27 protein-coding genes are annotated in these 21662 nt (G+C 63.3%); 9 read left to right on the top strand and 18 right to left on the bottom strand.

The window, feature by feature from the left end; all coding sequences use genetic code 11:
• Positions 1-157 precede the first annotated feature (157 nt).
• Entirely contained in the window at positions 158-766 is a 609-nt protein-coding gene (locus NKI15_RS23220; RefSeq protein ID WP_023668405.1) for a YqgE/AlgH family protein, read from the bottom strand.
• 215 nt (positions 767-981) lie between these two features.
• Here NKI15_RS23220 and NKI15_RS23215 point away from each other — a divergent pair, with 215 nt between their 5' ends.
• The 3 genes from NKI15_RS23215 to NKI15_RS23205 all read left to right on the top strand — a co-directional run bounded on the left by NKI15_RS23215 (position 982) and on the right by NKI15_RS23205 (position 2949).
• Positions 982-1788, top strand: coding sequence for a protein-disulfide reductase DsbD domain-containing protein (locus NKI15_RS23215; RefSeq protein WP_352514489.1), 807 nt, complete (start codon positions 982-984; stop codon positions 1786-1788).
• 111 nt (positions 1789-1899) lie between these two features.
• Positions 1900-2382, top strand: coding sequence for a peroxiredoxin (locus NKI15_RS23210; RefSeq protein ID WP_023668407.1), 483 nt, complete (start codon positions 1900-1902; stop codon positions 2380-2382).
• An 87-nt stretch (positions 2383-2469) separates the two neighbouring features.
• Positions 2470-2949 (top strand): DUF2938 domain-containing protein, encoded by a 480-nt coding sequence (locus NKI15_RS23205; RefSeq protein ID WP_352514488.1) that lies wholly within the window; start codon positions 2470-2472, stop codon positions 2947-2949.
• A gap of 72 nt (positions 2950-3021) precedes the next feature.
• Here the strand turns inward: NKI15_RS23205 and NKI15_RS23200 are convergent, their stop codons facing one another.
• The 13 genes from NKI15_RS23200 to coxB all read right to left on the bottom strand — a co-directional run bounded on the left by NKI15_RS23200 (position 3022) and on the right by coxB (position 12914).
• Positions 3022-3606, bottom strand: a complete 585-nt coding sequence (locus NKI15_RS23200) for a histidine phosphatase family protein (protein WP_023692069.1) — start codon at positions 3604-3606, stop codon at positions 3022-3024.
• 29 nt (positions 3607-3635) lie between these two features.
• Positions 3636-4172: a ribonuclease HI gene (gene rnhA, locus NKI15_RS23195; RefSeq protein WP_352512892.1), complete on the bottom strand. Its 537-nt coding sequence runs from the start codon at positions 4170-4172 to the stop codon at positions 3636-3638.
• A complete protein-coding gene (locus NKI15_RS23190) occupies positions 4169-5131 on the bottom strand; it encodes a homoserine kinase (RefSeq protein ID WP_023698519.1) in 963 nt (320 codons plus the stop codon). The genes rnhA and NKI15_RS23190 overlap by 4 nt, the downstream gene beginning before the upstream one ends.
• 7 nt (positions 5132-5138) lie before the next feature.
• Positions 5139-6149, bottom strand: a complete 1011-nt coding sequence (gene ispH / locus NKI15_RS23185) for a 4-hydroxy-3-methylbut-2-enyl diphosphate reductase (RefSeq protein ID WP_023685425.1) — start codon at positions 6147-6149, stop codon at positions 5139-5141.
• A 163-nt stretch (positions 6150-6312) separates the two neighbouring features.
• Positions 6313-7068: an SURF1 family protein gene (locus NKI15_RS23180; RefSeq protein ID WP_352514487.1), complete on the bottom strand. Its 756-nt coding sequence runs from the start codon at positions 7066-7068 to the stop codon at positions 6313-6315.
• Positions 7065-7451: a DUF983 domain-containing protein gene (locus NKI15_RS23175; RefSeq protein ID WP_023709870.1), complete on the bottom strand. Its 387-nt coding sequence runs from the start codon at positions 7449-7451 to the stop codon at positions 7065-7067. The genes NKI15_RS23180 and NKI15_RS23175 overlap by 4 nt, the downstream gene beginning before the upstream one ends.
• 13 nt (positions 7452-7464) lie before the next feature.
• Entirely contained in the window at positions 7465-7605 is a 141-nt protein-coding gene (locus NKI15_RS23170) for a L,D-transpeptidase family protein (protein WP_023668415.1), read from the bottom strand.
• Positions 7606-7682: 77 nt separating this feature from the next.
• Complete coding sequence (locus NKI15_RS23165) at positions 7683-8564, bottom strand: cytochrome c oxidase subunit 3 (RefSeq protein WP_023668416.1); 882 nt, start codon at positions 8562-8564, stop codon at positions 7683-7685.
• A gap of 1 nt (position 8565) precedes the next feature.
• Positions 8566-9192: a cytochrome c oxidase assembly protein gene (locus tag NKI15_RS23160; protein WP_023692073.1), complete on the bottom strand. Its 627-nt coding sequence runs from the start codon at positions 9190-9192 to the stop codon at positions 8566-8568.
• 8 nt (positions 9193-9200) lie between these two features.
• Complete coding sequence (locus NKI15_RS23155; protein ID WP_502898710.1) at positions 9201-9356, bottom strand: cytochrome c oxidase system small membrane protein; 156 nt, start codon at positions 9354-9356, stop codon at positions 9201-9203.
• The gene (locus NKI15_RS23150; protein WP_352514486.1) at positions 9353-10297 is read right to left on the bottom strand and encodes a heme o synthase; all 945 of its coding nucleotides are present in this window, start codon (positions 10295-10297) and stop codon (positions 9353-9355) included. Before NKI15_RS23150 ends, NKI15_RS23155 begins: the two co-directional genes overlap by 4 nt.
• 71 nt (positions 10298-10368) lie before the next feature.
• Complete coding sequence (gene ctaD, locus NKI15_RS23145; protein ID WP_023668420.1) at positions 10369-12021, bottom strand: cytochrome c oxidase subunit I; 1653 nt, start codon at positions 12019-12021, stop codon at positions 10369-10371.
• 38 nt (positions 12022-12059) lie between these two features.
• Positions 12060-12914, bottom strand: coding sequence for a cytochrome c oxidase subunit II (gene coxB, locus NKI15_RS23140; protein WP_023685420.1), 855 nt, complete (start codon positions 12912-12914; stop codon positions 12060-12062).
• 405 nt (positions 12915-13319) lie between these two features.
• Between coxB and NKI15_RS23135 the strand changes: the two genes are divergently transcribed.
• From NKI15_RS23135 to NKI15_RS23115, 5 genes are all read left to right on the top strand, one after another.
• Entirely contained in the window at positions 13320-13922 is a 603-nt protein-coding gene (locus NKI15_RS23135) for an invasion associated locus B family protein (protein ID WP_502897120.1), read from the top strand.
• A 69-nt stretch (positions 13923-13991) separates the two neighbouring features.
• Positions 13992-14189, top strand: a complete 198-nt coding sequence (locus tag NKI15_RS23130) for a hypothetical protein (RefSeq protein WP_155923284.1) — start codon at positions 13992-13994, stop codon at positions 14187-14189.
• The gene (tldD, locus tag NKI15_RS23125) at positions 14186-15889 is read left to right on the top strand and encodes a metalloprotease TldD (protein WP_352514484.1); all 1704 of its coding nucleotides are present in this window, start codon (positions 14186-14188) and stop codon (positions 15887-15889) included. Before NKI15_RS23130 ends, tldD begins: the two co-directional genes overlap by 4 nt.
• Positions 15890-15968: 79 nt before the next feature.
• A complete protein-coding gene (locus NKI15_RS23120) occupies positions 15969-16244 on the top strand; it encodes an AbrB/MazE/SpoVT family DNA-binding domain-containing protein (protein ID WP_081725433.1) in 276 nt (91 codons plus the stop codon).
• A complete protein-coding gene (locus NKI15_RS23115) occupies positions 16231-16620 on the top strand; it encodes a type II toxin-antitoxin system VapC family toxin (protein ID WP_023687145.1) in 390 nt (129 codons plus the stop codon). Before NKI15_RS23120 ends, NKI15_RS23115 begins: the two co-directional genes overlap by 14 nt.
• Positions 16621-16686: 66 nt before the next feature.
• On the opposite strand, the gene NKI15_RS23110 is transcribed toward NKI15_RS23115, so the two are convergent.
• Both NKI15_RS23110 and NKI15_RS23105 read right to left on the bottom strand, forming a co-directional pair.
• Positions 16687-17922 (bottom strand): class I SAM-dependent RNA methyltransferase, encoded by a 1236-nt coding sequence (locus NKI15_RS23110; protein WP_023708730.1) that lies wholly within the window; start codon positions 17920-17922, stop codon positions 16687-16689.
• On the bottom strand, positions 17919-18713 hold the full coding sequence (locus tag NKI15_RS23105) for a TlyA family RNA methyltransferase (RefSeq protein WP_352447690.1): 795 nt from the start codon (positions 18711-18713) through the stop codon (positions 17919-17921). The genes NKI15_RS23110 and NKI15_RS23105 overlap by 4 nt, the downstream gene beginning before the upstream one ends.
• 146 nt (positions 18714-18859) lie before the next feature.
• On the opposite strand from NKI15_RS23105, the gene NKI15_RS23100 reads away from it, so the two are divergent.
• Positions 18860-19261, top strand: coding sequence for a GFA family protein (locus tag NKI15_RS23100; protein WP_023687142.1), 402 nt, complete (start codon positions 18860-18862; stop codon positions 19259-19261).
• Here NKI15_RS23100 and NKI15_RS23095 read toward each other — a convergent pair.
• Positions 19258-19542, bottom strand: a complete 285-nt coding sequence (locus tag NKI15_RS23095; protein ID WP_023668429.1) for a hypothetical protein — start codon at positions 19540-19542, stop codon at positions 19258-19260. The two genes, NKI15_RS23100 and NKI15_RS23095, sit on opposite strands and share 4 nt — an antisense overlap.
• 145 nt (positions 19543-19687) lie before the next feature.
• Positions 19688-21601: a 1-deoxy-D-xylulose-5-phosphate synthase gene (dxs, locus tag NKI15_RS23090; protein WP_023685414.1), complete on the bottom strand. Its 1914-nt coding sequence runs from the start codon at positions 21599-21601 to the stop codon at positions 19688-19690.
• Between the last annotated feature and the right edge of the window lie 61 nt (positions 21602-21662).

Here is a 21662-nt window from a genome sequence, read left to right as displayed (position 1 = left end):
GAATGAACCCCGAAAATTAGCTGAAGCGACCGCGCCTTCGTCATCCTAGGGCGAAGCAAGGAGCGCAGCGACGCAGCGCAGACCCTAGGATGACGAAAGTGGCGGGCGGCTTCGGCTAGTCGCGAAGGTTCGGCGGAACGTCGGCGAAGGCGAGGCCTCAGGCGTGCCCCGCGGCCAGGCTCAAATGCGCCAGATCAATCCCGATCGATGCCAGGATGCGGTCGTACTTCCGCTCGATGTCGGCGTCGAACAGCAGCTCCGGCGTGGCCGGACAGGTCAGCCAGCCATTCTCGGCGATCTCGGTTTCCAGCTGGCCGGCGCCCCAGCCGGAATAGCCGAGCGCCATCAATGCGCGCCGCGGGCCGCGGCCGGACGAGATGGCGCGCAATATGTCGACCGTCGCGGTCAGGCAGATATCGTCGGAGACGGTGAGCGAGGATTCCACCCGGTAGTCGCCCGAGTGCAGGACGAAGCCGCGGCTGCGGTCCACCGGGCCGCCATTGCGCACGACGAAGTCGCGGGCCTGCGCCGGCAGCCTGATCGCCTCCTGCTCGTTCATGATGCCGAGCTGCACCAGAAGATCGGGAAACAGCATCTGTTGCGTCTGGTTGATGATCAGGCCCATGGCGCCTTCATCGCTGTGCGCACAGATGTAGATGACCGAGCGCGTGAAGCGATCGTCCTTCATGCCGGGCATGGCAATCAGAAACTGGTCGTCAAGAAAGCCGCGTCCACCGGCCGTCTTTTTGTGGCGCAACAAGTCCATGGACGGGAGCGTAACGCGTTTCCGGGACGCCGAAAAGATGCGCCGCGTGGGATTCGGCCAAAGCCCGATGGTTGGAATAACGGATTCCTGGCTGTAAACTTTGCTCGGCCGATTGCTTGAACCCAACTGTTCCTTGCCCGAAGGTCACGCAAATATGATACGCAGAGCGCCATGAAAACATTGCGCGGCCATGAACTGACGATCAAATCAACGCCATGCAAAGTTTGAAAATCCTGCTGCTCGGCGCCGCCATCGGATGCGGAGTAGCCCTTCCCGCCGCCGCCTCGTCTTCCGACTGGTACAACAGCGAAGGCGGCAGGGTGCGGCTCGTGACATCAGGCAAGGCCGACGAGGCCGGTCGCATACAGGGCGTGCTCGACATCGCGCTCAAGCCCGGCTGGAAAACTTATTGGCGCGATCCGGGCGACGCCGGCGTGCCGCCGCAGATCGACGTTTCGGCCAGCACCAACATCACCGATGCGGCGTTTTCCTTCCCTCCGCCGCAGCGTCATGACGACGGCTACGGCAAATGGGCCGGCTACAACCATCCGGTCTCGCTGCCGGTGACATTCACTTTGTCGTCGCCTGGGGATGCGGCCGTCATCGATGCCGACATCTTTCTTGGCATCTGCGAGACGATCTGTATTCCGGTGCAGACGCGGCTGAGCGTCGATCCCGCCGCCGATCCCGACAATGCCGAGGATGCGGCGCTGGTGAAGGCTGCACTCGCCACCTTGCCCGCGCCTGCCAAGCCCGATTTCGGGATCAAGGTGCTGCCGGGCGACCATGAGACGCTGATCGTCGAGGCGACTTTTCCCGGAGATCCGGAGGCGGCGGATTTATTCGTCGCCGGGGGACGCGACTATATGTTCGGGGCGCCTGCGCGCAGCGAGAAGGACGGCCGGCTGGTGTTTACCATTCCGATCCTCGACCGGCCGTCGACGGCACCGACCGGTGGCGGGTTGTATTACACCCTGACAAGTGCCGAAGGCGCGGTCGAGGGCGTTCTGCCGTTCCCCTGATACGGAACCCGATCCAGGCTTTCCCTTGATCCAGGCCTTGTCGGCGGTTGCGGGAGATGCCCGATTTCGCTATCGCAAGAAACCTTCCCTGCTTTTCACACGAGGACCAACATGACGATTGCCGTTGGCGACAAACTGCCCGATGCGACCTTCAAGGAAATGACCGCCGACGGCGCCAAGGTGATCACCTCGGCCGAGATTTTCGCGGGCAAGAAGGTCGTGCTGTTCGGTGTTCCCGGCGCCTTCACGCCGACATGCAGCAACAATCATCTGCCGGGCTATCTCGAGAACCACGATGCCATCCTGGCCCGCGGCGTCGACACCATCGCCGTCGTGTCGGTCAACGACGTCCATGTCATGGGTGCCTGGGCCAATTTCACCGGCGGTCAAGGCAAGATCCTCTATCTCGCCGACGGCAATGGCGACTTCGCCAAGTCGATCGGCCTCGACTCCGACTATTCCAGCGGCGGCATGGGATTGCGCTCGAAGCGCTTCTCGATGATCGTCGACAACGGCAAGGTCACGGCGCTCAATGTCGAGACCAAGCCAGGAGTCGACACATCGGGCGCCGCTCACATTCTGAGCCAGCTCTAAACCGCAGCGGCCGCGTCGGCTCATGAACGCCATGGCCTGACGACCACGCGCTTCCAGCCGGATTGCCTGCTTTGGGGGACATCGACGATGTTTGACATCATCTGGCGCAGCATTGCGATTGGCATCGGCGCCACGGTGCTGATGGATCTCTGGGCGATGTTCCTGCATCTGGCGCTCAGTCAGCCGCGGCCGAACTGGGGGCCGCCCGGCCGCTGGGTCTGGCACTTCAGGGAAGGCAAGGTTTTCCACGACGACATCGCACAAGCCGCGCCCTATGCGCATGAGCAGGCGCTGGGCTGGGCTTTCCACTATGTCACCGGCATCGTCTACGGCTTCATCCTGGTGGCGCTGGCGGGCACGGCATGGCTGGACGCGCCGACCTTCCTGCCGGCCTTCATCCTCGGCATGGTCACCATCGGCGCCGGCTGGTTCCTGCTGGCGCCCGGCATGGGCGCCGGCTGGGCTGCGTCAAAGCGCCCCAACGCGATGCAGATCCGCGCCTTCAACGTGATCTCGCACACGGTGTTCGCGCTCGGCCTCTACGGCACGGCCCTGCTGATCCGCTGAGGACAGGTTCTATTCGCTGGTCGCGCGCGGCTTCATCGCGGCTACGGTATCGATGATCTCCTGACATCCGCTTTAGCGCGGCGCCAGACTGTCTATCGGCCGCCATCCGTGGACGACGCGGCGCGTGCCGACATCATAGGCGAAGTAATTACCACCGCCGGCCGGCTGGTCCGCCGCGCGGCTGATTGCGCGGCCGCTGAGCGAGAGCAGCAGCAATGTTCCGACGCCGCCATGGCCGACGAAGGCAATGTCGCCGCCATCGGCAGCACCCAGCACCGTTTCGACCTCGCTGACAATGCGTTGCTGGGCATCGATGGCCCGCTCCCAGCCGCGGATGCTTTTGTGCGGGTCGGCGAAGAACTGGTCGGCGACCGCCTCGAACTCCGGCGGCGGCAGGAAGCCGGTTGCCGACCGATCGTTCTCATGCATGCGCTCCCTCACCTCGACCGCGAGGCCGAGGTGTTTGCCAAGAATCTCGGCGGTTTCGATCGCCTTGCGCTCGGCCGACGAGACGACACGGCGGATCGATCCGACCCATGGCTGATCGAGCATGGCTGATGCTCGCGCTCGTCCGATCTCGGATAGCCCCCAGTGCGGCACGGGAACGTTGGCATCGATCTGAACCTGGGGATGGGTGATGTAGTATACGATCGGCATGAGTGAGATCCCCTGCCGATAGCTTGAGCTCAATAGCTTTGGGTCGAGCGCCGTGCCCGTGGCGCCGGCTGCTTCTCGGATGCCGCCGGCTTCAGCGCCACTTTCGGCGCCGCAGGTTTGGCTGAGCCCCTCTTGAACGGCGCCATACCTTCCCTTGCGAGTTCGTCGGCGCGTTCGTTCTCGGTGTGGCCGGCATGGCCCTTGACCCAGTTCCAGGTCACCTTGTGGCGCCGATTGGCCTCATCCAGCGCCTGCCACAGTTCACCGTTCTTGACCGGCTTCCTGTCAGCGGTCTTCCAGCCGTTTTTCTTCCAGCCGTGGATCCATTTGGAGATACCGTCCATGACATATTTGCTGTCGGTGTGAAGCTCGACGGCGCACGGCTCCTTCAGCGCATTCAGCGCCGAGATGGCGGCCAGCAGCTCCATACGGTTATTGGTCGTCTCGGCCTCGCCGCCCGACAATTCCCTGGTCTTGCCGTTGAAGCGCAGGATGGCGCCCCAGCCGCCGGGACCGGGATTGCCCGAGCAGGCACCGTCGGTGAAGATTTCAACCTGCTTGGTCATGTCAGTCCGTATTCCGAAGGCGACCTGATCGCGCGGTGGAAGCGCATGCGGCGGATATATTCGGTCGGATCGCGCTTCATGACCAGCCCGCCCTCGGGAACCGTCAGCCAGTCATAGAGCCGGGTCAGCATAAAGCGCAGCGCCGAGCCGCGCGAAAGCATCGGCAGCGCTGCTTTCTCGCCCTCGCTCAAAGGCCGCACGCTCTGATAGCCGGCCAGCAGCGCCGTGCCTTTGGTCAGGTTGAAGGAGAAATCCTTCTCGAAACACCAAGCATTGAGGCAGGTGGCGACGTCATAGGCGTAGAGGTCGTTGCAGGCGAAATAGAAGTCGATGAGGCCGGACAGTTTCTCGCCGAGGAAGAAGACATTGTCGGGAAACAGATCGGCATGGATGATGCCTGCCGGCAGGCCTTGCGGCCAATGGCGTCCGAAGTCGGCGAAATCCGCGTCGACCTCGGCCGCCAGTCCCGGCTCGACCTCGTCGGCGCGGTCGCGCGAGGCGTTCCACAATTTGCGCCAGCCCTCGATGGCCAGTGCGTTGTCACGCGTCATCGCAAAATCCTGGCCGGCGAGATGCAGGGCGGCGAGCGCCTTGCCGACCTCCGCGCAATGCGCCGCTGTCGGCCGCCGGAGCGACAGGCCTTCGAGGAAGGTGATGATGACCGCGGGACGGCCGGCCAGCGTGCCGATGACGGTGCCGTCATGCGCGGTCACCGGCAACGGGCAGGAAATGCCTTTGCGGGCGAGATGGCCCATCAGGCCGAGGAAGAACGGCAGGTCGGCCTTGTCGACGCGCTTCTCGTAGAGCGTCAGTATGTAAGAGCCGCTTGAGGTGTGCAGCAGGAAATTCGAATTCTCCGTGCCTTCGGCGATACCCTTGTAGGACAAGAGTTCGCCGACCGGATATGCCCTCAGGAACGCGCCGAGTTCGCCCTCATTGACGTCGGTGTAGACCGCCATGGGCTGTTCACGCGGCTCCGTTGACGAAGGCCATGTCGGCCCGCGTCAGTTCGACATCGCGCAGAACCCGCATGACTGGAAAATCCTCCGTTTCGGTGGCCGTGATCGCCAGGTCGATGGTCACCTCGAAGCGCTGGCGGAAGGCGTCGATGATCTCGTCGACGATGATCTCCGGCGCCGACGCGCCGGCAGACAGGCCGAGCGTCGAGATATTTGTGATGTCATTCCACGGAATTTCGGCGGCGCGCTGTACGAGAAGCGACATGGTGGCGCCGGCGCGCTCCGCCACTTCGACAAGACGGCGCGAATTGGAGGAATTGGGCGCACCGACGATCAGATAGAGATCGGCGCCGGCGGCGGTTTCCTTGACCGCTTCCTGGCGGTTGGTGGTGGCGTAGCAGATCGATTCGGCGGCCGGTGCATGCAGTTGCGGGAAGCGCTCCTGCAGCACCCGCAATATGCCGGCAGTGTCTTCGACCGACAACGTTGTCTGGCTTACGAAGCCGAGCGCTTCCGGGTCGGCGGGGGCAAAGGTCCCAGCGTCGGCTTCGGTCTCGATCAGCGTGACGGCGCCTTCAGCCAGTTGGCCCATGGTGCCGATCACTTCGGGATGGCCGGCATGGCCGATCAGAAGCACATGGCGGCCGAGCCGCTGATGGCGCATCGCCTGCTTGTGCACCTTGGACACCAGCGGGCAGGTGGCGTCGAGATAGAAGAGCTCGCGTGCCTTGGCGTCGGCCGGCACCGATTTCGGCACGCCGTGGGCCGAGAAGACAACCGGCGACTTGCGGTGCTCGGCCGGGATTTCCGAGAGTTCCTCGATGAAAACCGCGCCAAGGCTTTGCAGGCCTTCGACGACATAGCGGTTGTGCACGATCTCGTGGCGGACATAGACCGGCGCGCCGTATTTCTTCAACGCCAGCACGACGATCTGGATCGCGCGGTCGACACCGGCGCAAAAGCCGCGCGGCTGGCAGAGCCGGATCGTCAGCGGTGGTTTTGTGGCGGTCTGCAGCATGATTCCAGATCGGTTGATCGTATCGTGACGCGAAATGAGGTGTGCACCCCTGCCCTGTCAAGGGCAGTTGAGATCAGGTTGAATGGTCAACCTGATCTAACTCTTTGTTGGAGCATGATCTTGTCCGAAAACCGGTTCCCACTTTTCGGGATGATGCTCTGGATCATTCAGTCTTTGCCGGACCGCGCAGCCTGACGATCAGAACCGCGGCAAGAGCCGCCGCCAGGCCATACCAGGTGAAGGCATATTGCAGATGAGAGTTCGGCAGGTCGATGATGGTGACGCCGCCGACCGGCAGCCCGCCCGGGTTCGGCGTCTTGTCGGCGTCGATGAAGATCGGCACCAGCACGGCACCGGCCGGCAGGCCGGCACTCGCCGCCATGACATCACGATCCTTCCAGTAGAAGATGTTCTTGGCCACGTCATTGTCGGGCAGCATCATCGACGGCTTGCCCGGCAGCGGGTTGCGCGCCAGGCCGGTGACCGTGACCTTGCCGGTCACCTGCCCTTGCGGCCGCTTGGCGGCATCCTTGACATCATAGGGAACGAAGCCGCGGTTGATCAGGACATAGCGGCCATCGTCGAGGGCCAGCGGGGTGTAGACGTTGAAGCCGGCGTCGCCGTCCCAGGTGGCGTAGAAATGCCGCTCGCCGGAGTGCAGGAACGTCCCGCTGACGGTGACCGGCGTGTAGTCGACATCACCGGTTGCGGCGAATTCCTTCTCGACGTCCGCCAGCGGCTGCGGCGCTGAATGGGTGCGCTGGTCGATGGTCTGCAGAAGGGCTTCCTTCCAGTACAGGCGCTGCACCTGCCATGTGCCAAGCCCGAGCAGGATGACGAACACCACCAGGCCGAGGCCGAGCAGCAATGCCGTCTTCGGCCGCGAGCGGCCGGCGGGCTTGGTCAGCGCCTCGCTCATTGCCCCTGGTCCAGGCGGCCTTCGGCCGCCTTGTTGGCGTATTGAAGCGTCAGCAGCACCCCCTTGATCAACCTCAGCGCCGTCAGGCACAGTCCCACGGCCAGCGGTATCCAGATGATGAAATGCAGCCAGAGCGGCGGGCTCAGCGTCACCTCCACCCACAGCGCCAGCCCCACGACGATGAAGCCGATGATCAGGATAACGAACACCGCCGGGCCGTCGCCGGCATCGGCGTAGGAATAGTCGAGGCCGCAATTGTTGCAGCGCTTGCCGACGGTGAGGAAGCCGGAAAACAGCCGTCCTTCGCCGCAGCGCGGGCAGCATCCGTGCAGGCCGGCCGAGATCGGCTCAATGGGTGGCCAGATCGCCCTATCTTCACTCATGGATAGTCATGCTTTACGGCTCGATTTCGATCAGCGTTCCATCCGGCACCATAGTCCAGATTTCGTCCATGTCGCAGTCGGTAACCCCAATGCAGCCATCGGTCCAGTCGACCAATTGAAGCAGCCAGCCCGACCAGCCGAATCCGTTGGCCATTGATGGGGCGCCGAAAAGAAGAAAGGCGACCGCGTTGCCGCGACCGCCCTTCTGATTTGTCGGTTCGGTGAAAGCCGTCAGTGGCCTTCGATCACCGCGCCGACCGATCCCCAGACGTAGATCGATGCGAACAGGAACAGCCAGACCACGTCGACGAAGTGCCAGTACCAGGCAGCCGCCTCGAAGCCGAAATGCTGCTTGGGCGTGAAGTCGCCTTTCCAGGCGCGGATCAGGCAGACCAGCAGGAAGATGGTGCCGATGATGACGTGGAAGCCATGGAAGCCGGTCGCCATGAAGAAGGTGGCGCCGTAGATGGAATCCTTGAAGCCGAACGGAGCGTGCATGTACTCGTAGGCCTGCACCATGGTGAACAGCATGCCGAGGCCGACGGTCAGCACCAGGCCGTTGATCAGGCCCTTGCGGTCGCCATGGATGAGCGAATGGTGCGCCCATGTCACCGTGGTGCCCGACAGAAGCAGGATGATGGTGTTGTAGAGCGGCAGATGGAAGGGATCGAGGACTTCGAGACCCTTCGGCGGCCAGACGCCGCCAGTGAAAGCGGTGCGGGCGTAATTCTGCACTTCGCTCGGAAACAGGCTGGCATCGAAATAGGCCCAGAACCAGGCAACGAAGAACATCACTTCCGAAGCGATGAACATGATCATGCCGTAGCGCAGATGCAGCGACACGACGCGCGTGTGGTGGCCCTCATGCGCTTCCTTGATGGTGTCCGACCACCAGGCAAACATCGTGTAGAGGACGATGACGAGGCCGATGAAGAACAGCCATGGATTGGCGATGTTGTGGCCGAAAATCGGGAAATCGCCGTTCTTGAGATACTGCATCAGGGCGACGCCGCCGACTGCAGTCACCAGTGCGCCTATCGACCCCAGGAAGGGCCACGGGCTCGGGTTGACGAGATGGTAGTCGTGTTGTGGTTTTGCGTGCGCGTCTGCCATATCAACCCCCGAGATTTGCTTCGGTATCTGAAACTTTGCTGCTGCTGTCCGGCGTCGATGACGCCACCGGCTTGTTCTTTTGGACCGGGAACATCGTGTAGGACAGGGTGATGGTCTTCAAGTCCTTCAGTTCCGGCACGTTGACGATATCGGGATCCACATAGAACACGACCGGCATGTCCAGCGTCTCGCCGGGCTTCAGCGTCGTGTCGGTGAAGCAGAAACACTCGACCTTGTTGAAGTAGGGGCCCGCCAGTTCCGGCTGCACGTTGAAGGTGGCGCGGCCGGTAACGGCGCGGTCGAACTTGTTGGTGGCGCTGTAATGCGCCTGCGTGGTCTCGCCGATCTTGATGGTGACCGAACGGGCGACCGGCTGGAACTGCCACGGAATGCCGTTGGTGTTGGCGTCGAAGCGCACGGTGATGTCGCGGTCGAGGATGCGGCCGGCATATTGCTTTTCGGCGCGCTGCGTCGTGCCGCCATAGCCGGTGGCCTGGCAGAACATCTTGTAGAGCGGCACCGCGGCGTAGGCCATCCCGATCATGCCGCCGAAAAAGGCGACGCAGACGGCGGCGACGACGCGGTTGGTGTTCTTCTTCCTGGGATCGGTCACGGTCTGGCGGGTCATCATCGGCCTCATCCGGTATGGCCGAATTTCACGATGGTCGCGACGTAGAAGATGACGACCAGAATCGCCAGCGCGACGCCGATCGCCGCCGAACGGTTGCGCCGCGCCCTCTTCTGGCTTTCGGTCAGCGTGACCAGTTCAAGCTTCTTGTCGATCATGGTCATGCTCCACCGATGGCCAAAGCGCGACCGACGACACAGTCGGCAAGATAGATGGCGAAGATGGCGAAGAGGTAGAGCAGCGAATAGGCGAACAGAGCTTTGGCCGGCTTCATGACGCGGTCGCTATCGGTCATGCGCAGCACTTTCCAGGCATACCAGACGAAGCCGGCGCCTAGAGCGACTGACGCGACGCCATAGAAGGCGGTGGTGAAACCGAGCGCCCAGGGCAGCACGCCGATCGGCGCCAGGATCAGGGCGTAGGCAAAGATCTGGCGGCGGGTCGAGGCCTGGCCGGCAACGTTCGGCATCATCGGGATGCCGGCCTTGGCGTAGTCGTCGGACTTGAACAGCGCCAGCGCCCAGAAGTGCGGCGGCGTCCACAGGAAGATGATCAGGAACAGGACGAGGCTTTCCAGGCTCACCGTTCCGGTCACCGCGGCCCAGCCGATGACCGGCGGGATGGCGCCGGCGGCGCCGCCGACGACGATGTTCTGCGGCGTCGAGCGCTTCAGCCACATCGTGTAGACGACGGCGTAGAAGAAGATGGTGAAGGCAAGCAGCGCCGCCGACAGCCAGTTGACCAGCACGCCCAGCGTCATCACCGACAGCACCGACAGCACAAGGCCGAAGCTCAGGGCTTCGCCGGGCAGGATACGGCCGGACGGTACCGGGCGGCCGGCGGTCCGGCTCATCACCGCATCGATGTCGGCGTCGTACCACATGTTGAGCGCACCCGAGGCGCCGGCGCCGATGGCAATGGCCAGGATGGCGATCACCGCCAGCAGCGGGTTGATGGTCACGGGCGCAGCGACCATGCCGACAAAGGCCGTGAACACCACCAGCGACATGACGCGCGGCTTCAGCAGGGCGAAGAAATCGCCCGACGTGGCTTCCGACATGCGAAAGCCCGCTTCGTCAATCATTGGGTCGTCGACAAGGGCCATGCGTACATAAGTCCAATCATTCCGTTGGCCGAAAACCGCCGGCGGGCCGGCGGTTTCGTATTCGGGCTGCCTTACTTGATCTTCGGCAGCTGTTCCCACTGGTGGAAAGGCGGCGGCGAAGGCAGCTGCCATTCGAGCGTCGTTGCACCCTCGCCCCACGGGTTGGCGCCGGCGACGCGCTTCTTCTGGAAGGCCTCGAACACGCCATAGAGGAAGATCACCACGCCGACGGCCGATATATAGGAGCCGTAGGACGACACCATGTTCCAGCCGGCGAACGCGTCGGGATAGTCGATGGTGCGGCGCGGCATGCCGGCCAGGCCGAGGAAATGCTGCGGGAAGAAGATCAAATTGACGCCGACGAAGGTGACCCAGAAGTGGGTGTTGGCGATCACCGGCGAGTACATGTAGCCGGTCATCTTGGGGAACCAGTAGTACCAGCCGGCGAAGATGGCGAAGACCGCACCCAGCGACAGCACATAGTGGAAGTGGGCAATGACGAAATAGGTGTCATGCAGCGAGCGGTCGAGGCCGGCGTTGGCGAGCTGGACGCCGGTGACGCCGCCGACCGTGAACAGGAAGATGAAGCCCAGCGCCCACAGCATCGGCGTCTTGAACGAGATCGAGCCGCCCCACATCGTCGCGATCCAGGAGAAGATCTTCACGCCTGTCGGTACGGCGATGACCATGGTGGCGAAGACGAAGTAGCGCTGCGTGTCGAGCGACAGGCCGGTCGTGTACATGTGGTGCGCCCAGACGATGAAGCCGACGGCGCCGATCGCGACCATGGCGTAGGCCATGCCGAGATAGCCGAACACCGGCTTCTTCGAGAAGGTCGAGACGATGTGGCTGATGATGCCGAAGCCCGGCAGGATCAGGATGTACACTTCGGGGTGACCAAAGAACCAGAACAGATGCTGGAACAGGATCGGATCGCCGCCGCCATCCGGGGCGAAGAAGGTGGTGCCGAAATTGCGGTCGGTAAGCAGCATGGTGATGCCACCGGCCAGAACCGGAAGCGACAAGAGCAGCAGGAAGGCGGTGATCAGAACCGACCAGGCAAATAGCGGCATTTTGTGCAGCGTCATGCCCGGCGCGCGCATGTTGAAAATGGTGGTGATGAAGTTGATGGCGCCGAGGATCGAGGACGCGCCGGCAATGTGGATCGACAGGATCGCCAGATCCATGGCCGGCCCGGGCTGGCCGGAGGTCGACAGCGGCGGATAGAGCGTCCAGCCGCCGCCAACGCCATAGGCGCCGGGCGCGCTCGGCATGAAAGCCGAAGCGATGAGCAGCAGGAAGGCCGGCGGCAGCAGCCAGAACGAGATGTTGTTCATGCGCGGGAAGGCCATGTCAGGCGCGCCGATCATGATCGGCACCATCCAGTTGGCGAAGCCGCCGATCAGCGCCGGCATGACCATGAAAAAGATCATGATCAGCGCGTGCGCGGTGCCGAAGGCGTTGTACATGCTCTTGCCGCCGTCGATGGCGGCATCGCCGTTCATGCCATAGACCATCTGCGCCAGACCGGTGAAGATCTGGATGCCCGGCTCCTGCAGCTCCATGCGGATGACGACCGAAAGCGCGCCGCCGACGATGCCCGCGAAGATCGCGAAGATCAGGTAGAGCGTGCCGATGTCCTTGTGGTTGGTGGAGTACACCCACCGGACCCAGCCATGATAGGGCTTGTGGTCGTGGTCGTCGTGAGCTGCAGCTTCTGCCATGGTCGGCTCCGTTCCCTAATTCTTGCTAACCCGCGGCATCAATTGCCGGCGGCCGCTACCTTGTTGGTACCGTCGACCTCGGCCATCAGCGCCTTGTTGGCGCCGGGGAGGTCGGTCTTGGCTGCTGCCAGCCAGGTCTTGTACTGCGCATCGGATACGACGCGGACGGCGATCGGCATGAAGGCATGGTCCTTGCCGCAGAGCTGCGAGCACTGGCCGTAATAGATGCCTTCCTTTTCCGCCTTGAACCAGGTCTCGTTGGTACGGCCGGGAACCGCGTCCATCTTGATGCCGAAGGCCGGCACGGCAAAGGAATGGATCACGTCGGCTGCGGTAACCAGGACGCGCGTCATGGTGTTGACCGGCACGACCAGCTCGTTGTCGACCGCCAGCAGGCGCGGATAGACCTTGCGGTCTTCCTTGCCGATCGCGGCGCGGTCGGCGTCCTGCAGGATGGCCGAGTTGAAGGAGAGCGTGTTCTCGGTCTGGTACTCATAGTCCCAGTTCCACTGATTGCCCGTTACCTTGACGGTCAGCTTGGCCTCTTCCGGCGGCGTGTACTGCGCCGTCAGCAGTTGGAACGAGGGAATGGCGATGAACAGCAGGACGACGACCGGCCCGACTGTCCAGATGATCTCGATCAGCGTGTTGTGGCTGGTCTTGGACGGAACCGGGTTTTTGCTGGCGCGGAACCTGAAGATGCACCAGGCGAGAAGCGCCAGAACCAAAGCAGTGATCGGGACGACGAACCACATCGTGTAATTCCCGAACCACTCGATCTGCCGCATCATGTCTGTCGCCGGCGGCTGAAAAGTCATCTCCCACGGCTGCGGCTGGGCCGCATGGGCGGAGGCACCGGCGAAAAATGCGGCGGCGGCGCCTGCTGTTGCCATCAATTTGGCGCTTGCTGGGAATTTTCTCATCGCCCTCTTCATCTCCCGGTTCCTCGCGATCGCGACGCAAGAATATCGAACAATGCCGGGATGGGAATCCCGGACAGTCCCAAGGGTGGTTCAAACCATACTCTATTTCCCTCCGCAAGAAAGGAGCGGGCGAAACCGTGCGGCATTTTTGCGCGCAAGTGCTGCCGCGCTGTTTCGACGGCCTCGTGGCCCGCGCGGGTCGTCGACAGACAGGCTATGCGGGCTTGTGTCCGGAATGCGCCTGACGGTCGCAATTCGGGCGAATTTGCTAGGGAAAAGCGCATTATTGCGCCTGCCGGGGCTGACCGGCGGTCGCCCTATCCTTTACTTGGCCTTGGCGCGGCTTAAAGTGCCGTGATTCGCAATGGAGCCGTCATGACCTCTTGGCTTTCGAGAAACGCCTGGCATTCGAAGAGCGCCTGGCATTCGAAGAGCGCCTGGCATTCGAAAAGCGCTTGGCTTTCGAGAAGCGGGGCGAAGGTCGTTTTTCTCGCCGCCCTGATCGGTATCGGCTCGTCCGCAACCGGCGTCGCCAATGCAGCGCAGCCCAGCGGCACGGTCAAGTCAACGCATGGCGCGTGGTCGATCATCTGCGACACGCCGGCCGGCGCCACCTCGGAACAATGCGTGATGATGCAGAACGTCGTTGCCGAGGATCGCCCGGAAATGGGACTGTCCGTCGTCGTCCTGCGCACCGCCGACAACAAGGCCGAGATCCTGCGCGTGCTGGCCCCGCTCGGCGTTCTGCTGCCCAATGGCCTGGGCCTCAATGTCGACGGCAAGGATATTGGCCGCGCCTATTTCGTGCGCTGCTTCCAGGACGGCTGCTATGCCGAGGTCATTCTCGAAAAGCCGCTGCTCGATACGCTGAAGACCGGGACGTCGGCCACCTTCATCGTCTTCCAGACGCCGGAAGAAGGCATCGGCATCCCCGTCGACCTCAAGGGCTTCGCCGACGGTTTTGCCGCCCTGCCCTGAGCTTGATGCTTGCGAAACCGTCTTTCCTCACAATTCCCACGGGTTTGATCTTTGGCTGTGGGGGTCATCATGCGTGCTTGTTCTTTGCTTTTGTCGACCGGTCTGATCCTGACCGGCGCCGTTTCCGTCGCCTTTGCCGAGGATTCCGAAATCATCACGGCGCCCGATCCGGCCGTCATTTTCGAGCTTGCGAAAGGCTATGGCTCGGCCAAGATGGACAAGGACGACGGGGCGATCCGATGGTCTCGGGCCGGCTTCAGGGCATGAAATATGTCATCTACTTCTATGGCTGCGAAAACCATGAGAAGTGCAAGTCGATCCAGTTCTCCTCGGGCTATACCGACCCCTTCACGGCCGACCAGGCCAATGAATGGAACAAGAAATATCGCTGGGTGAAGGCCTTTTCGGGTGACGGGTCGAGCTTCAAGATGGATGTCATGTTCAGGGGCGGGGTTACCCGCTCCTACCTGCTGCGGATCGTCATTGCGGATTGTGCAGGCGCGTCTTCGCGCCTACATCGTGGCAACACCATTCCTCTTGTGAGCGGACCTGCCATGAACAGCCTGACCGGCCAATTCGACATTTCAGACGATCGCATCAAGCGGATCGTCGCCGACACACTGAACGGCGCCGATGATGGCGAACTGTTCCTCGAATACAGCGAGAGCGAAGCGCTGATGTTCGACAATGGCAGGCTGAAGACCGCCAATTTCAACACCGACCAGGGTTTTGGCCTGCGCGCCGTGGCCGGCGAGGCCAGCGGCTACGCCCATTCCAGCGATCTTTCCGAGGCGTCGCTGCTGCGCGCCGCCGACGCGGTCTCGACCGTCAAGGGCGGCTATTCCGGCACGCTTGCCGCGGCGCCCGCGCGCACCAACCGCCATCTCTATGGCGAGGAGAACCCGATCCCCTCGCCTTCCTTCGAGGTCAAGGCCAAGCTGTTGCAGGAGATCGACGCATGGCTGCGTGCCGAGGACCCGCGCGTGCGCCAGGTGACGGCCTCGCTCGCGGCGTCCTGGCAGCATGTCGAGATCGTGCGCGCCGACGGCCAGATCGTGCGCGACATCCGCCCGCTGGTCCGCATCAACGTTTCGGTCGTCGTCGGCGACGGCGACCGCCAGGAAAGCGGCTCCTATGGCATGGGCGGGCGCAAGGCGTTCGGCGAGTTCCTGGTCGAGGACGCCTGGAAGCATGCTGCCAGGGAGGCCCTCAGGCAGGCGCTGGTCAATCTCGAAGCCATTCCCGCGCCGGCCGGAACGTTCGACATCGTTTTGTCCAGCGGCTGGCCGGGCCTGATGCTGCACGAAGCCGTCGGCCACGGGCTGGAGGGCGACTTCAACCGCAAGAAGACCTCCGCCTTTGCCGGCCTGCTCGGCCAGCAGGTCGCCGCCAAGGGCGTTACCGTGGTCGATGACGGCACCATGCCGGAGCGGCGGGGTTCGCTGACCGTCGACGATGAAGGCACGCCTTCGGCCCGCAATGTGCTGATCGAGGACGGCAAGCTTGTCGGCTACATGCAGGACCGCCAGAACGCCCGGCTGATGGGCATGAAAGCCACGGGAAACGGCCGGCGCGAAGGCTATGCGCACCAGCCGATGCCGCGCATGACCAACACCTATATGACGGCGGGCGACATGGAGCCGGACGAGATCATCGCCTCGGTCAAGAACGGCATCTATGCCGTATCCTTCGGCGGCGGCCAGGTCGACATCACCTCAGGCAAGTTCGTGTTCGGCTGCACCGAGGCCTACATGATCGAAAACGGCAAGGTGACGCAGCCGATAAAGGGCGCCATGCTGATCGGCAACGGACCGGACGCCATGCACCGTGTGTCGATGATCGGCAACGACATGAAACTCGACACCGGCATCGGCATGTGCGGCAAGGCCGGACAAGGCGTGCCGGTCGGCGTCGGCCAGCCGCATCTCAGGATGAACCAGATGACGGTCGGCGGCACCAGGGTTTGAGCGAGGAGACGTCGGCGGGCTTGAATAGTTCCCCTCACAGGGATATCTTACCTTTGTCTTACACAAGGGTAATACCGCAATGGGTGCAATAGAAAAGCTTATAACGACCGTCTCGACCAAGGGACAAGTCATCCTGCCCAGCGCTATCCGCAAGCGGAGGGACTGGGGCGCGGGCACGCGCCTGCAGGTCGAAGACACACCGGACGGTGTACTTTTGAGACCGGCGCCTGCCTTTGCCCCGACACGACCAGAAGATGTCTTTGGTGTCCTGCCGCACAGTGGCAGACCGAAGACCTTGGAGGAGATGGACGCGGCCGTCCTTGCTGAAGCACGGCGGCGCCATGCTCGCGATTGATACCAACGTTGTCGTCAGGTATCTGACGAACGACGATCCCGAGCAGTCCCCGCGAGCCCGGCGGCTGATCGACGGTCAGCCCGTTTTCGTCGCCGTCACGGTGATCCTGGAGGCTGAGTGGGTGCTGCGCAGCGGCTATGGTTATGATCAGGCCTCGATCGTCAATGCACTGCGGGTGTTCGGCGGGCTTCCCACTGTCGAGATAGAGGATGCTGCGATGGTCTCTTCCGCGGTCGATCTAGCCGAGACGGGAATGGATTTCGCCGATGCGCTCCATCTGGGCAAGTCCTCGCACTGCTCAGCATTTGTGTCCTTCGACCGTAAGTTCATCAAGGCCGCACAAGCGGCCGGGTACGAAAGCGTTCGCGAAGGCTAGTTTGCCAGCCGGCTACGTCTTGCGGGGGGCGGCAAACTCAAGCACGGCCTTGTGAAAATCGGCGGATTAACGTCGCCGTTTCGGCTTCTCCAGCAGCGCCACGGCCTCGACATGCGGCGACCACAGGAACTGGTCGATGGGCGTGACGCTCTTCAAGATGTAGCCGCCGTCAATCAGGATGCGCAGGTCTCGTGCCAGCGTCACCGGATTGCAGGAGACGGCGGCGACGATCGGCACATCCGAGCGGGCGATCTGCTTCGACTGGTCCTCGGCGCCGGCGCGCGGCGGGTCGAAGACGACGCCATCGAAAGCATTCAGCTCCTTGAACGTCAGCGGCCGCCGGAACAGGTCGCGGCGTTCGCCGGTTACCCGCTTCAGGCCGGTGGCGAAGCGCGATCCGCGGTCGAGCGCCGAAAGGGCTGCCGCGTCGCCTTCGACCGCGTGGACTTCGGATTTGGCCGCCAGCCGAAGCGCAAAGCTGCCGCAGCCGGCGAAAAGATCCGCGACTTTCCTGGCACGCTTCAGATGTCCGCCAACGAGATCGGCCATCGTCTGTTCGGCGGCTTGCGTTGCCTGCAGGAAGGCGCCAGGCGGTATGGCGACAGCGACGGTGCCGAACATGACCACCGGCTTTTTCGGCTCGATGACAATCTCGTCGTCGATCGAAAGCCGGGCAAAGCCATTGGCCATGATGAAGTTGGAGGCGACCCGGCGCTGGTTCTCGCCCAGCTTGCCCGACTCATAGACAGCGACGTCAAGCCCCGAGCCCGTCACAGTGACCTCCATCCGGAACGATTTGGTGGTGGCGCAAACCAGGTCGGCGACCGACCTCAAGCGATCGAGCGCGGCAACGATCTCCGGCAGCGAGATCGGACATTCCTCGATGGGGATGATTTCCGGCGACAGATGGCGATGGAAGCCAAGCAGCATGCCTGTGTCGGCGCGCCTGGCGGCAAGCACGACGCGGCGGCGTGTGTGTGGCGCACACGGCACCAGGGCGCCGATGTCGCCGGCAATGCCTTTCAAGGCATGCACGACCTTGTCGCGTTTCCATTGCTGGTAAGCGTCGGCTTGCAGATGCTGGACGGCGCAGCCGCCACATTCGGTGAAATGCCGGCAGGCCGGATCGATACGCAGCGGCGACGTCTCCAATACCGCCATCAGCATGGCGCGATCCCTCTCGCGCGCGGCGGTGACGGTCTCGCCGGGCAGGGTGAAGGGAATGAACAGCTCGCCGGTTTCCGTCTCGGCGACGCCGTCGCCCTGCGAACCCAGTCTCTTGATGGTGAAGCCCGTGCTCATCGGTCCTTGGTCCCGGCATCCTTGATCCCGGCATCCTTGATCCCGGCAAGCAGGAATTCGCGGTTGCCGTCGCCGCCTTCGATCGGCGACATGTGCAGACCCAATGTACGCCAGCCAGGGACGCCTTCGAGCCATTCCTGCAGCAAGCCGGCCACACGGGCGGCGTCATAAGGGTCTTTCAACAGACCGCCCTTGCCGATTGCCTCGCGGCCGGCCTCGAATTGCGGCTTGACCAGAAACACCGCACGAGCGCCGTCCCGTGCCAATGCCAACGCCGATGGCATCGCCAGTTTCAACGAGATGAAGCTGACGTCGGAGACGATGAAATCCGGGATGCGGCCGCCGAGATCGGCAGCCGTGAGCTCGCGAGCGTTGAGGCCCTCGATCACGGTGACGCGCGGGTCGGACGAGACACCAGGATGCATCTGGCCGTGGCCGACATCGATGGCAGTGACATGGGCCGCGCCGCGTTCGAGCAGCACCTGGGTGAAGCCGCCTGTCGAGGCGCCGATATCGAGAGCTTCACTACCCGCAGGATCGAGACCGAAATGGTCGAGCCCGGCGATCAGCTTCAGCGCCGCGCGTGAGACATAACCCTGCGCCGGATCGTCGATGACGATGAGACAGTGCGGCAGAACCATCTGGCCGGGCTTGCGGGCGACCACGCCGTCGACCGTCACGGTGCCGCGCTCGACCGCGTCGCGGGCGCGCGAGCGGCTCGCAAACAGGCCGCGCTGGACGAGCAATTCGTCGAGCCGCTGGCGTGTGCTGGCTGGCAGAGGGGAGTTCATCGGCCTTCATGGCGAAAGCCGGCCGCGAAGGCAAGGACATTGGCATGGGAGGACGTCGAGACCCGGGCCGCAAGCCAGTCCGCCCGGTTGAATATCGCAGCCAGTCCGGCAAGATGTAGAGGCTCAGGCAATGCGGAGGAAGACGAATGCTGACGGGAACCTGCCATTGCGGCGCCGCCCACTGGACCCTGGAAGGCGATCCCGGCCCGATCACGGCCTGCAATTGCACGCTTTGCCGCCGCTATGGCACGCTCTGGGCCTATGACTTTGTCGACGAGCGTATCCGGCTTGCGGGGCCTGTGCAGTCCTACACCCGCGCTGGCAAGGAGACGCCGTCGCTGGAAATTCTGTTTTGCCCGACATGTGCCTGTGTGCTTGCCTGGCGCGGTTTGCGCCGCAGCGACAGCGGCCGCACGCGTATCGCCGTCAATGTCAGGCTGGCACCGCCGGAGGCGGTCGCCGACCTGCCGATCGACCATTTCGACGGGCTGGACACTTATGACGACCTGCCGCGCGATGGGCGCTGCGTGCGCGATATGTGGTTTTAGAAGATCGTCCGTGAGACCTGCCGTTCAACGGCCGGCATCAGGCCGTCGCTTCCGTCATCTGAAGCCTGCTTGCGCGGGCGCTCGACAGCAACGACTGGTGCGTCCGGCACGACGACAAGCTGCGGCACCTGCTTGTAGGAAAAAGCGCCCCTGATATCGCCCATCTTGCGGGCGACGATGCCTGCCACCGCCTGTTCAAGCTTGCGGTCATAGCGCGTCTCGGCCATAGCCGGCGCGGCGATGACGGCCAAAAGGGCCGCGCCGCACAGAAGCGTTCGCATTGTTTTTAACTCCCTGCCTGGAGGCAGTTCTAGCAGGGCGGCGTTGAAAAACGGCCAAAAGAGACGGTAAGCGAAACGCCAAAGAGAAGCGTTAACAAAGTGTTAGGCTTGCACAGGCAACTGCTTCAGCTGCGTGAGGTTTGATTCAGGCCCGTTGCGCGCGCGCGGAATGGCCGAGCGCGACGAACACGGTGCGCACGATGCCGGCCGCGTCGAGCCCGGCATCGGCATACATTTTTTCCGGCTTGGCGTGGTCGGTGAACTCGTCCGGCAGCACCAGCGGCCGAACTTTCAGACCGCTTTCCAGCAAGCCTTCATGGGCGAGGAACTGCAGCACGTGGCTGGCGAAACCGCCGACAGCGCCCTCTTCCACCGTCACCAGCACTTCGTGCGAGCGGGCGAGACGGCGGATCAAATCCTCGTCGAGCGGCTTGGCGAAACGGGCATCCGCAACCGTTGTCGACAATCCGGCCGCGCCGAGTTCCTCGGCCGCCAGCAGGCAATCCTGCAGCCGCGTGCCAAAGGACAGAAGCGCCACCTTGGTGCCTTCCCTGACGATGCGGCCCTTGCCAATTTCGAGCACCGAGCCGCGCTCCGGCATGTCGACGCCGACGCCATTGCCGCGCGGATAGCGGAAGGCGATCGGGCCTTCGTCATAATAGGCGGCGGTGCGCACCATGTGGCGAAGCTCCGCCTCGTCGGCGGCCGCCATCACCACGAAGCCCGGCAGCGTCGCCAGGAAGGTGGTGTCGAAGGCGCCGCAATGAGTGGCGCCGTCGGCGCCGACGAAACCGGCGCGGTCGATCGGGAAACGCACCGGCAGTTTCTGGATCGCCACATCATGGACGACCTGATCGTAGGCGCGCTGCAGGAAGGTCGAATAGATGGCGGCGAAGGGCTTGTAGCCCTCGCTGGCGAGGCCGGCGGCGAAGGTCACGGCATGTTGCTCGGCAATGCCGACATCGAAGGTCCGGGTCGGAAACGCTTCGCCGAACAAATCGAGGCCGGTGCCGTTCGGCATGGCGGCGGTGACGGCGACGATACGTTCGTCCAGGCGGGCTTCCTGGACCAGGCTTTCGGCAAACACCTTGGTGTAGGCCGGCGCATTGGCCGGGGCCTTGGTCTGCGCGCCGGTGATGACGTCGAACTTGTTGACGCCATGATATTTGTCGGCCGCGGCCTCGGCCGGCGCGTAGCCCTTGCCCTTCTGGGTCACGACATGGATCAGCACCGGACCGTCGGCATGGTCGCGGACGTTCTTCAGCACCGGGATCAGATGCTCGAGATTGTGGCCGTCGATCGGGCCGATATGGTAGAAGCCAAGCTCCTCGAACAGCGTGCCGCCGGTGACGTAGCCGCGCGCATGCTCGACCGCCCGCTTGATGGCGCGATCGGCGCGCTTGCCGAGATAGGAGGTCAGTTTCTTGCCGAAATCGCGCAGGCCAAGATAGGTCTTGCCAGAGGCAAGCCGCGCCAGATAGGCGCTCATGGCGCCGGTCGGCGGCGCGATCGACATGTCGTTGTCGTTGAGAATGACGATCAGGCGAGCATCGAGCGCGCCGGCATTGTTCATGGCTTCATAGGCCATGCCGGCAGACATGGCGCCGTCGCCGATGACGGCAATGACATTGTTGTGGCCGCCGGAGAGGTCGCGCGCCATGGCCATGCCGAGGCCGGCGGAAATGGAGGTCGAGGAGTGCGCGGCGCCGAACGGGTCGTATTCGCTCTCGGCGCGACGGGTGAAGCCGGACAGGCCGCCCTCCTGGCGCAGCGTGCGGATGCGGTCGCGGCGGCCGGTCAGGATCTTGTGCGGATAGGCCTGGTGGCCGACATCCCAGATCACGCGGTCTTCCGGCGTGTTGAAGACATAGTGCAGCGCCACCGTCAGTTCGACGACACCGAGGCCGGCGCCGAGATGCCCGCCCGTATGCGAGACGGCATCGATCAGCTCGGCGCGCAGCTCCGAGGCCAGCTGCGGCAGCTCGCTTTCGTCAAGCTTCTTCAGGTCGGCTGGAATGCGGACCTTGTCGAGAAGCGGCGTATGCAGCGTTGCGTTCACTGGTAAAGGGCCTGCTCAGCTATGATGCGCGTCGATCATGGCGAAATATGCCTGCGTCGCC

The sequence above is a fragment of the Mesorhizobium sp. M0862 genome, from assembly GCF_040319795.1.
Classification (GTDB): domain Bacteria; phylum Pseudomonadota; class Alphaproteobacteria; order Rhizobiales; family Rhizobiaceae; genus Mesorhizobium.
The sequence above is the reverse complement of the archived record's forward strand: the minus strand, read 5'-3'. Positions and strand labels throughout refer to the sequence as shown.

Coding starts and splice junctions, on each gene's coding strand:
- NKI15_RS23220 (WP_023668405.1), bottom strand. CDS start 766: ATGGACTTGTTGCGCCACAAAAAGACGGCCGGTGGACGCGGCTTTCTT.
- NKI15_RS23215 (WP_352514489.1), top strand. CDS start 982: ATGCAAAGTTTGAAAATCCTGCTGCTCGGCGCCGCCATCGGATGCGGA.
- NKI15_RS23210 (WP_023668407.1), top strand. CDS start 1,900: ATGACGATTGCCGTTGGCGACAAACTGCCCGATGCGACCTTCAAGGAA.
- NKI15_RS23205 (WP_352514488.1), top strand. CDS start 2,470: ATGTTTGACATCATCTGGCGCAGCATTGCGATTGGCATCGGCGCCACG.
- NKI15_RS23200 (WP_023692069.1), bottom strand. CDS start 3,606: ATGCCGATCGTATACTACATCACCCATCCCCAGGTTCAGATCGATGCC.
- rnhA (WP_352512892.1), bottom strand. CDS start 4,172: ATGACCAAGCAGGTTGAAATCTTCACCGACGGTGCCTGCTCGGGCAAT.
- NKI15_RS23190 (WP_023698519.1), bottom strand. CDS start 5,131: ATGGCGGTCTACACCGACGTCAATGAGGGCGAACTCGGCGCGTTCCTG.
- ispH (WP_023685425.1), bottom strand. CDS start 6,149: ATGCTGCAGACCGCCACAAAACCACCGCTGACGATCCGGCTCTGCCAG.
- NKI15_RS23180 (WP_352514487.1), bottom strand. CDS start 7,068: ATGAGCGAGGCGCTGACCAAGCCCGCCGGCCGCTCGCGGCCGAAGACG.
- NKI15_RS23175 (WP_023709870.1), bottom strand. CDS start 7,451: ATGAGTGAAGATAGGGCGATCTGGCCACCCATTGAGCCGATCTCGGCC.
- NKI15_RS23170 (WP_023668415.1), bottom strand. CDS start 7,605: ATGGCCAACGGATTCGGCTGGTCGGGCTGGCTGCTTCAATTGGTCGAC.
- NKI15_RS23165 (WP_023668416.1), bottom strand. CDS start 8,564: ATGGCAGACGCGCACGCAAAACCACAACACGACTACCATCTCGTCAAC.
- NKI15_RS23160 (WP_023692073.1), bottom strand. CDS start 9,192: ATGACCCGCCAGACCGTGACCGATCCCAGGAAGAAGAACACCAACCGC.
- NKI15_RS23155 (WP_502898710.1), bottom strand. CDS start 9,356: ATGACCATGATCGACAAGAAGCTTGAACTGGTCACGCTGACCGAAAGC.
- NKI15_RS23150 (WP_352514486.1), bottom strand. CDS start 10,297: ATGGCCCTTGTCGACGACCCAATGATTGACGAAGCGGGCTTTCGCATG.
- ctaD (WP_023668420.1), bottom strand. CDS start 12,021: ATGGCAGAAGCTGCAGCTCACGACGACCACGACCACAAGCCCTATCAT.
- coxB (WP_023685420.1), bottom strand. CDS start 12,914: ATGGCAACAGCAGGCGCCGCCGCCGCATTTTTCGCCGGTGCCTCCGCC.
- NKI15_RS23135 (WP_502897120.1), top strand. CDS start 13,320: ATGACCTCTTGGCTTTCGAGAAACGCCTGGCATTCGAAGAGCGCCTGG.
- NKI15_RS23130 (WP_155923284.1), top strand. CDS start 13,992: ATGCGTGCTTGTTCTTTGCTTTTGTCGACCGGTCTGATCCTGACCGGC.
- tldD (WP_352514484.1), top strand. CDS start 14,186: ATGAAATATGTCATCTACTTCTATGGCTGCGAAAACCATGAGAAGTGC.
- NKI15_RS23120 (WP_081725433.1), top strand. CDS start 15,969: ATGGGTGCAATAGAAAAGCTTATAACGACCGTCTCGACCAAGGGACAA.
- NKI15_RS23115 (WP_023687145.1), top strand. CDS start 16,231: ATGCTCGCGATTGATACCAACGTTGTCGTCAGGTATCTGACGAACGAC.
- NKI15_RS23110 (WP_023708730.1), bottom strand. CDS start 17,922: ATGAGCACGGGCTTCACCATCAAGAGACTGGGTTCGCAGGGCGACGGC.
- NKI15_RS23105 (WP_352447690.1), bottom strand. CDS start 18,713: ATGAACTCCCCTCTGCCAGCCAGCACACGCCAGCGGCTCGACGAATTG.
- NKI15_RS23100 (WP_023687142.1), top strand. CDS start 18,860: ATGCTGACGGGAACCTGCCATTGCGGCGCCGCCCACTGGACCCTGGAA.
- NKI15_RS23095 (WP_023668429.1), bottom strand. CDS start 19,542: ATGCGAACGCTTCTGTGCGGCGCGGCCCTTTTGGCCGTCATCGCCGCG.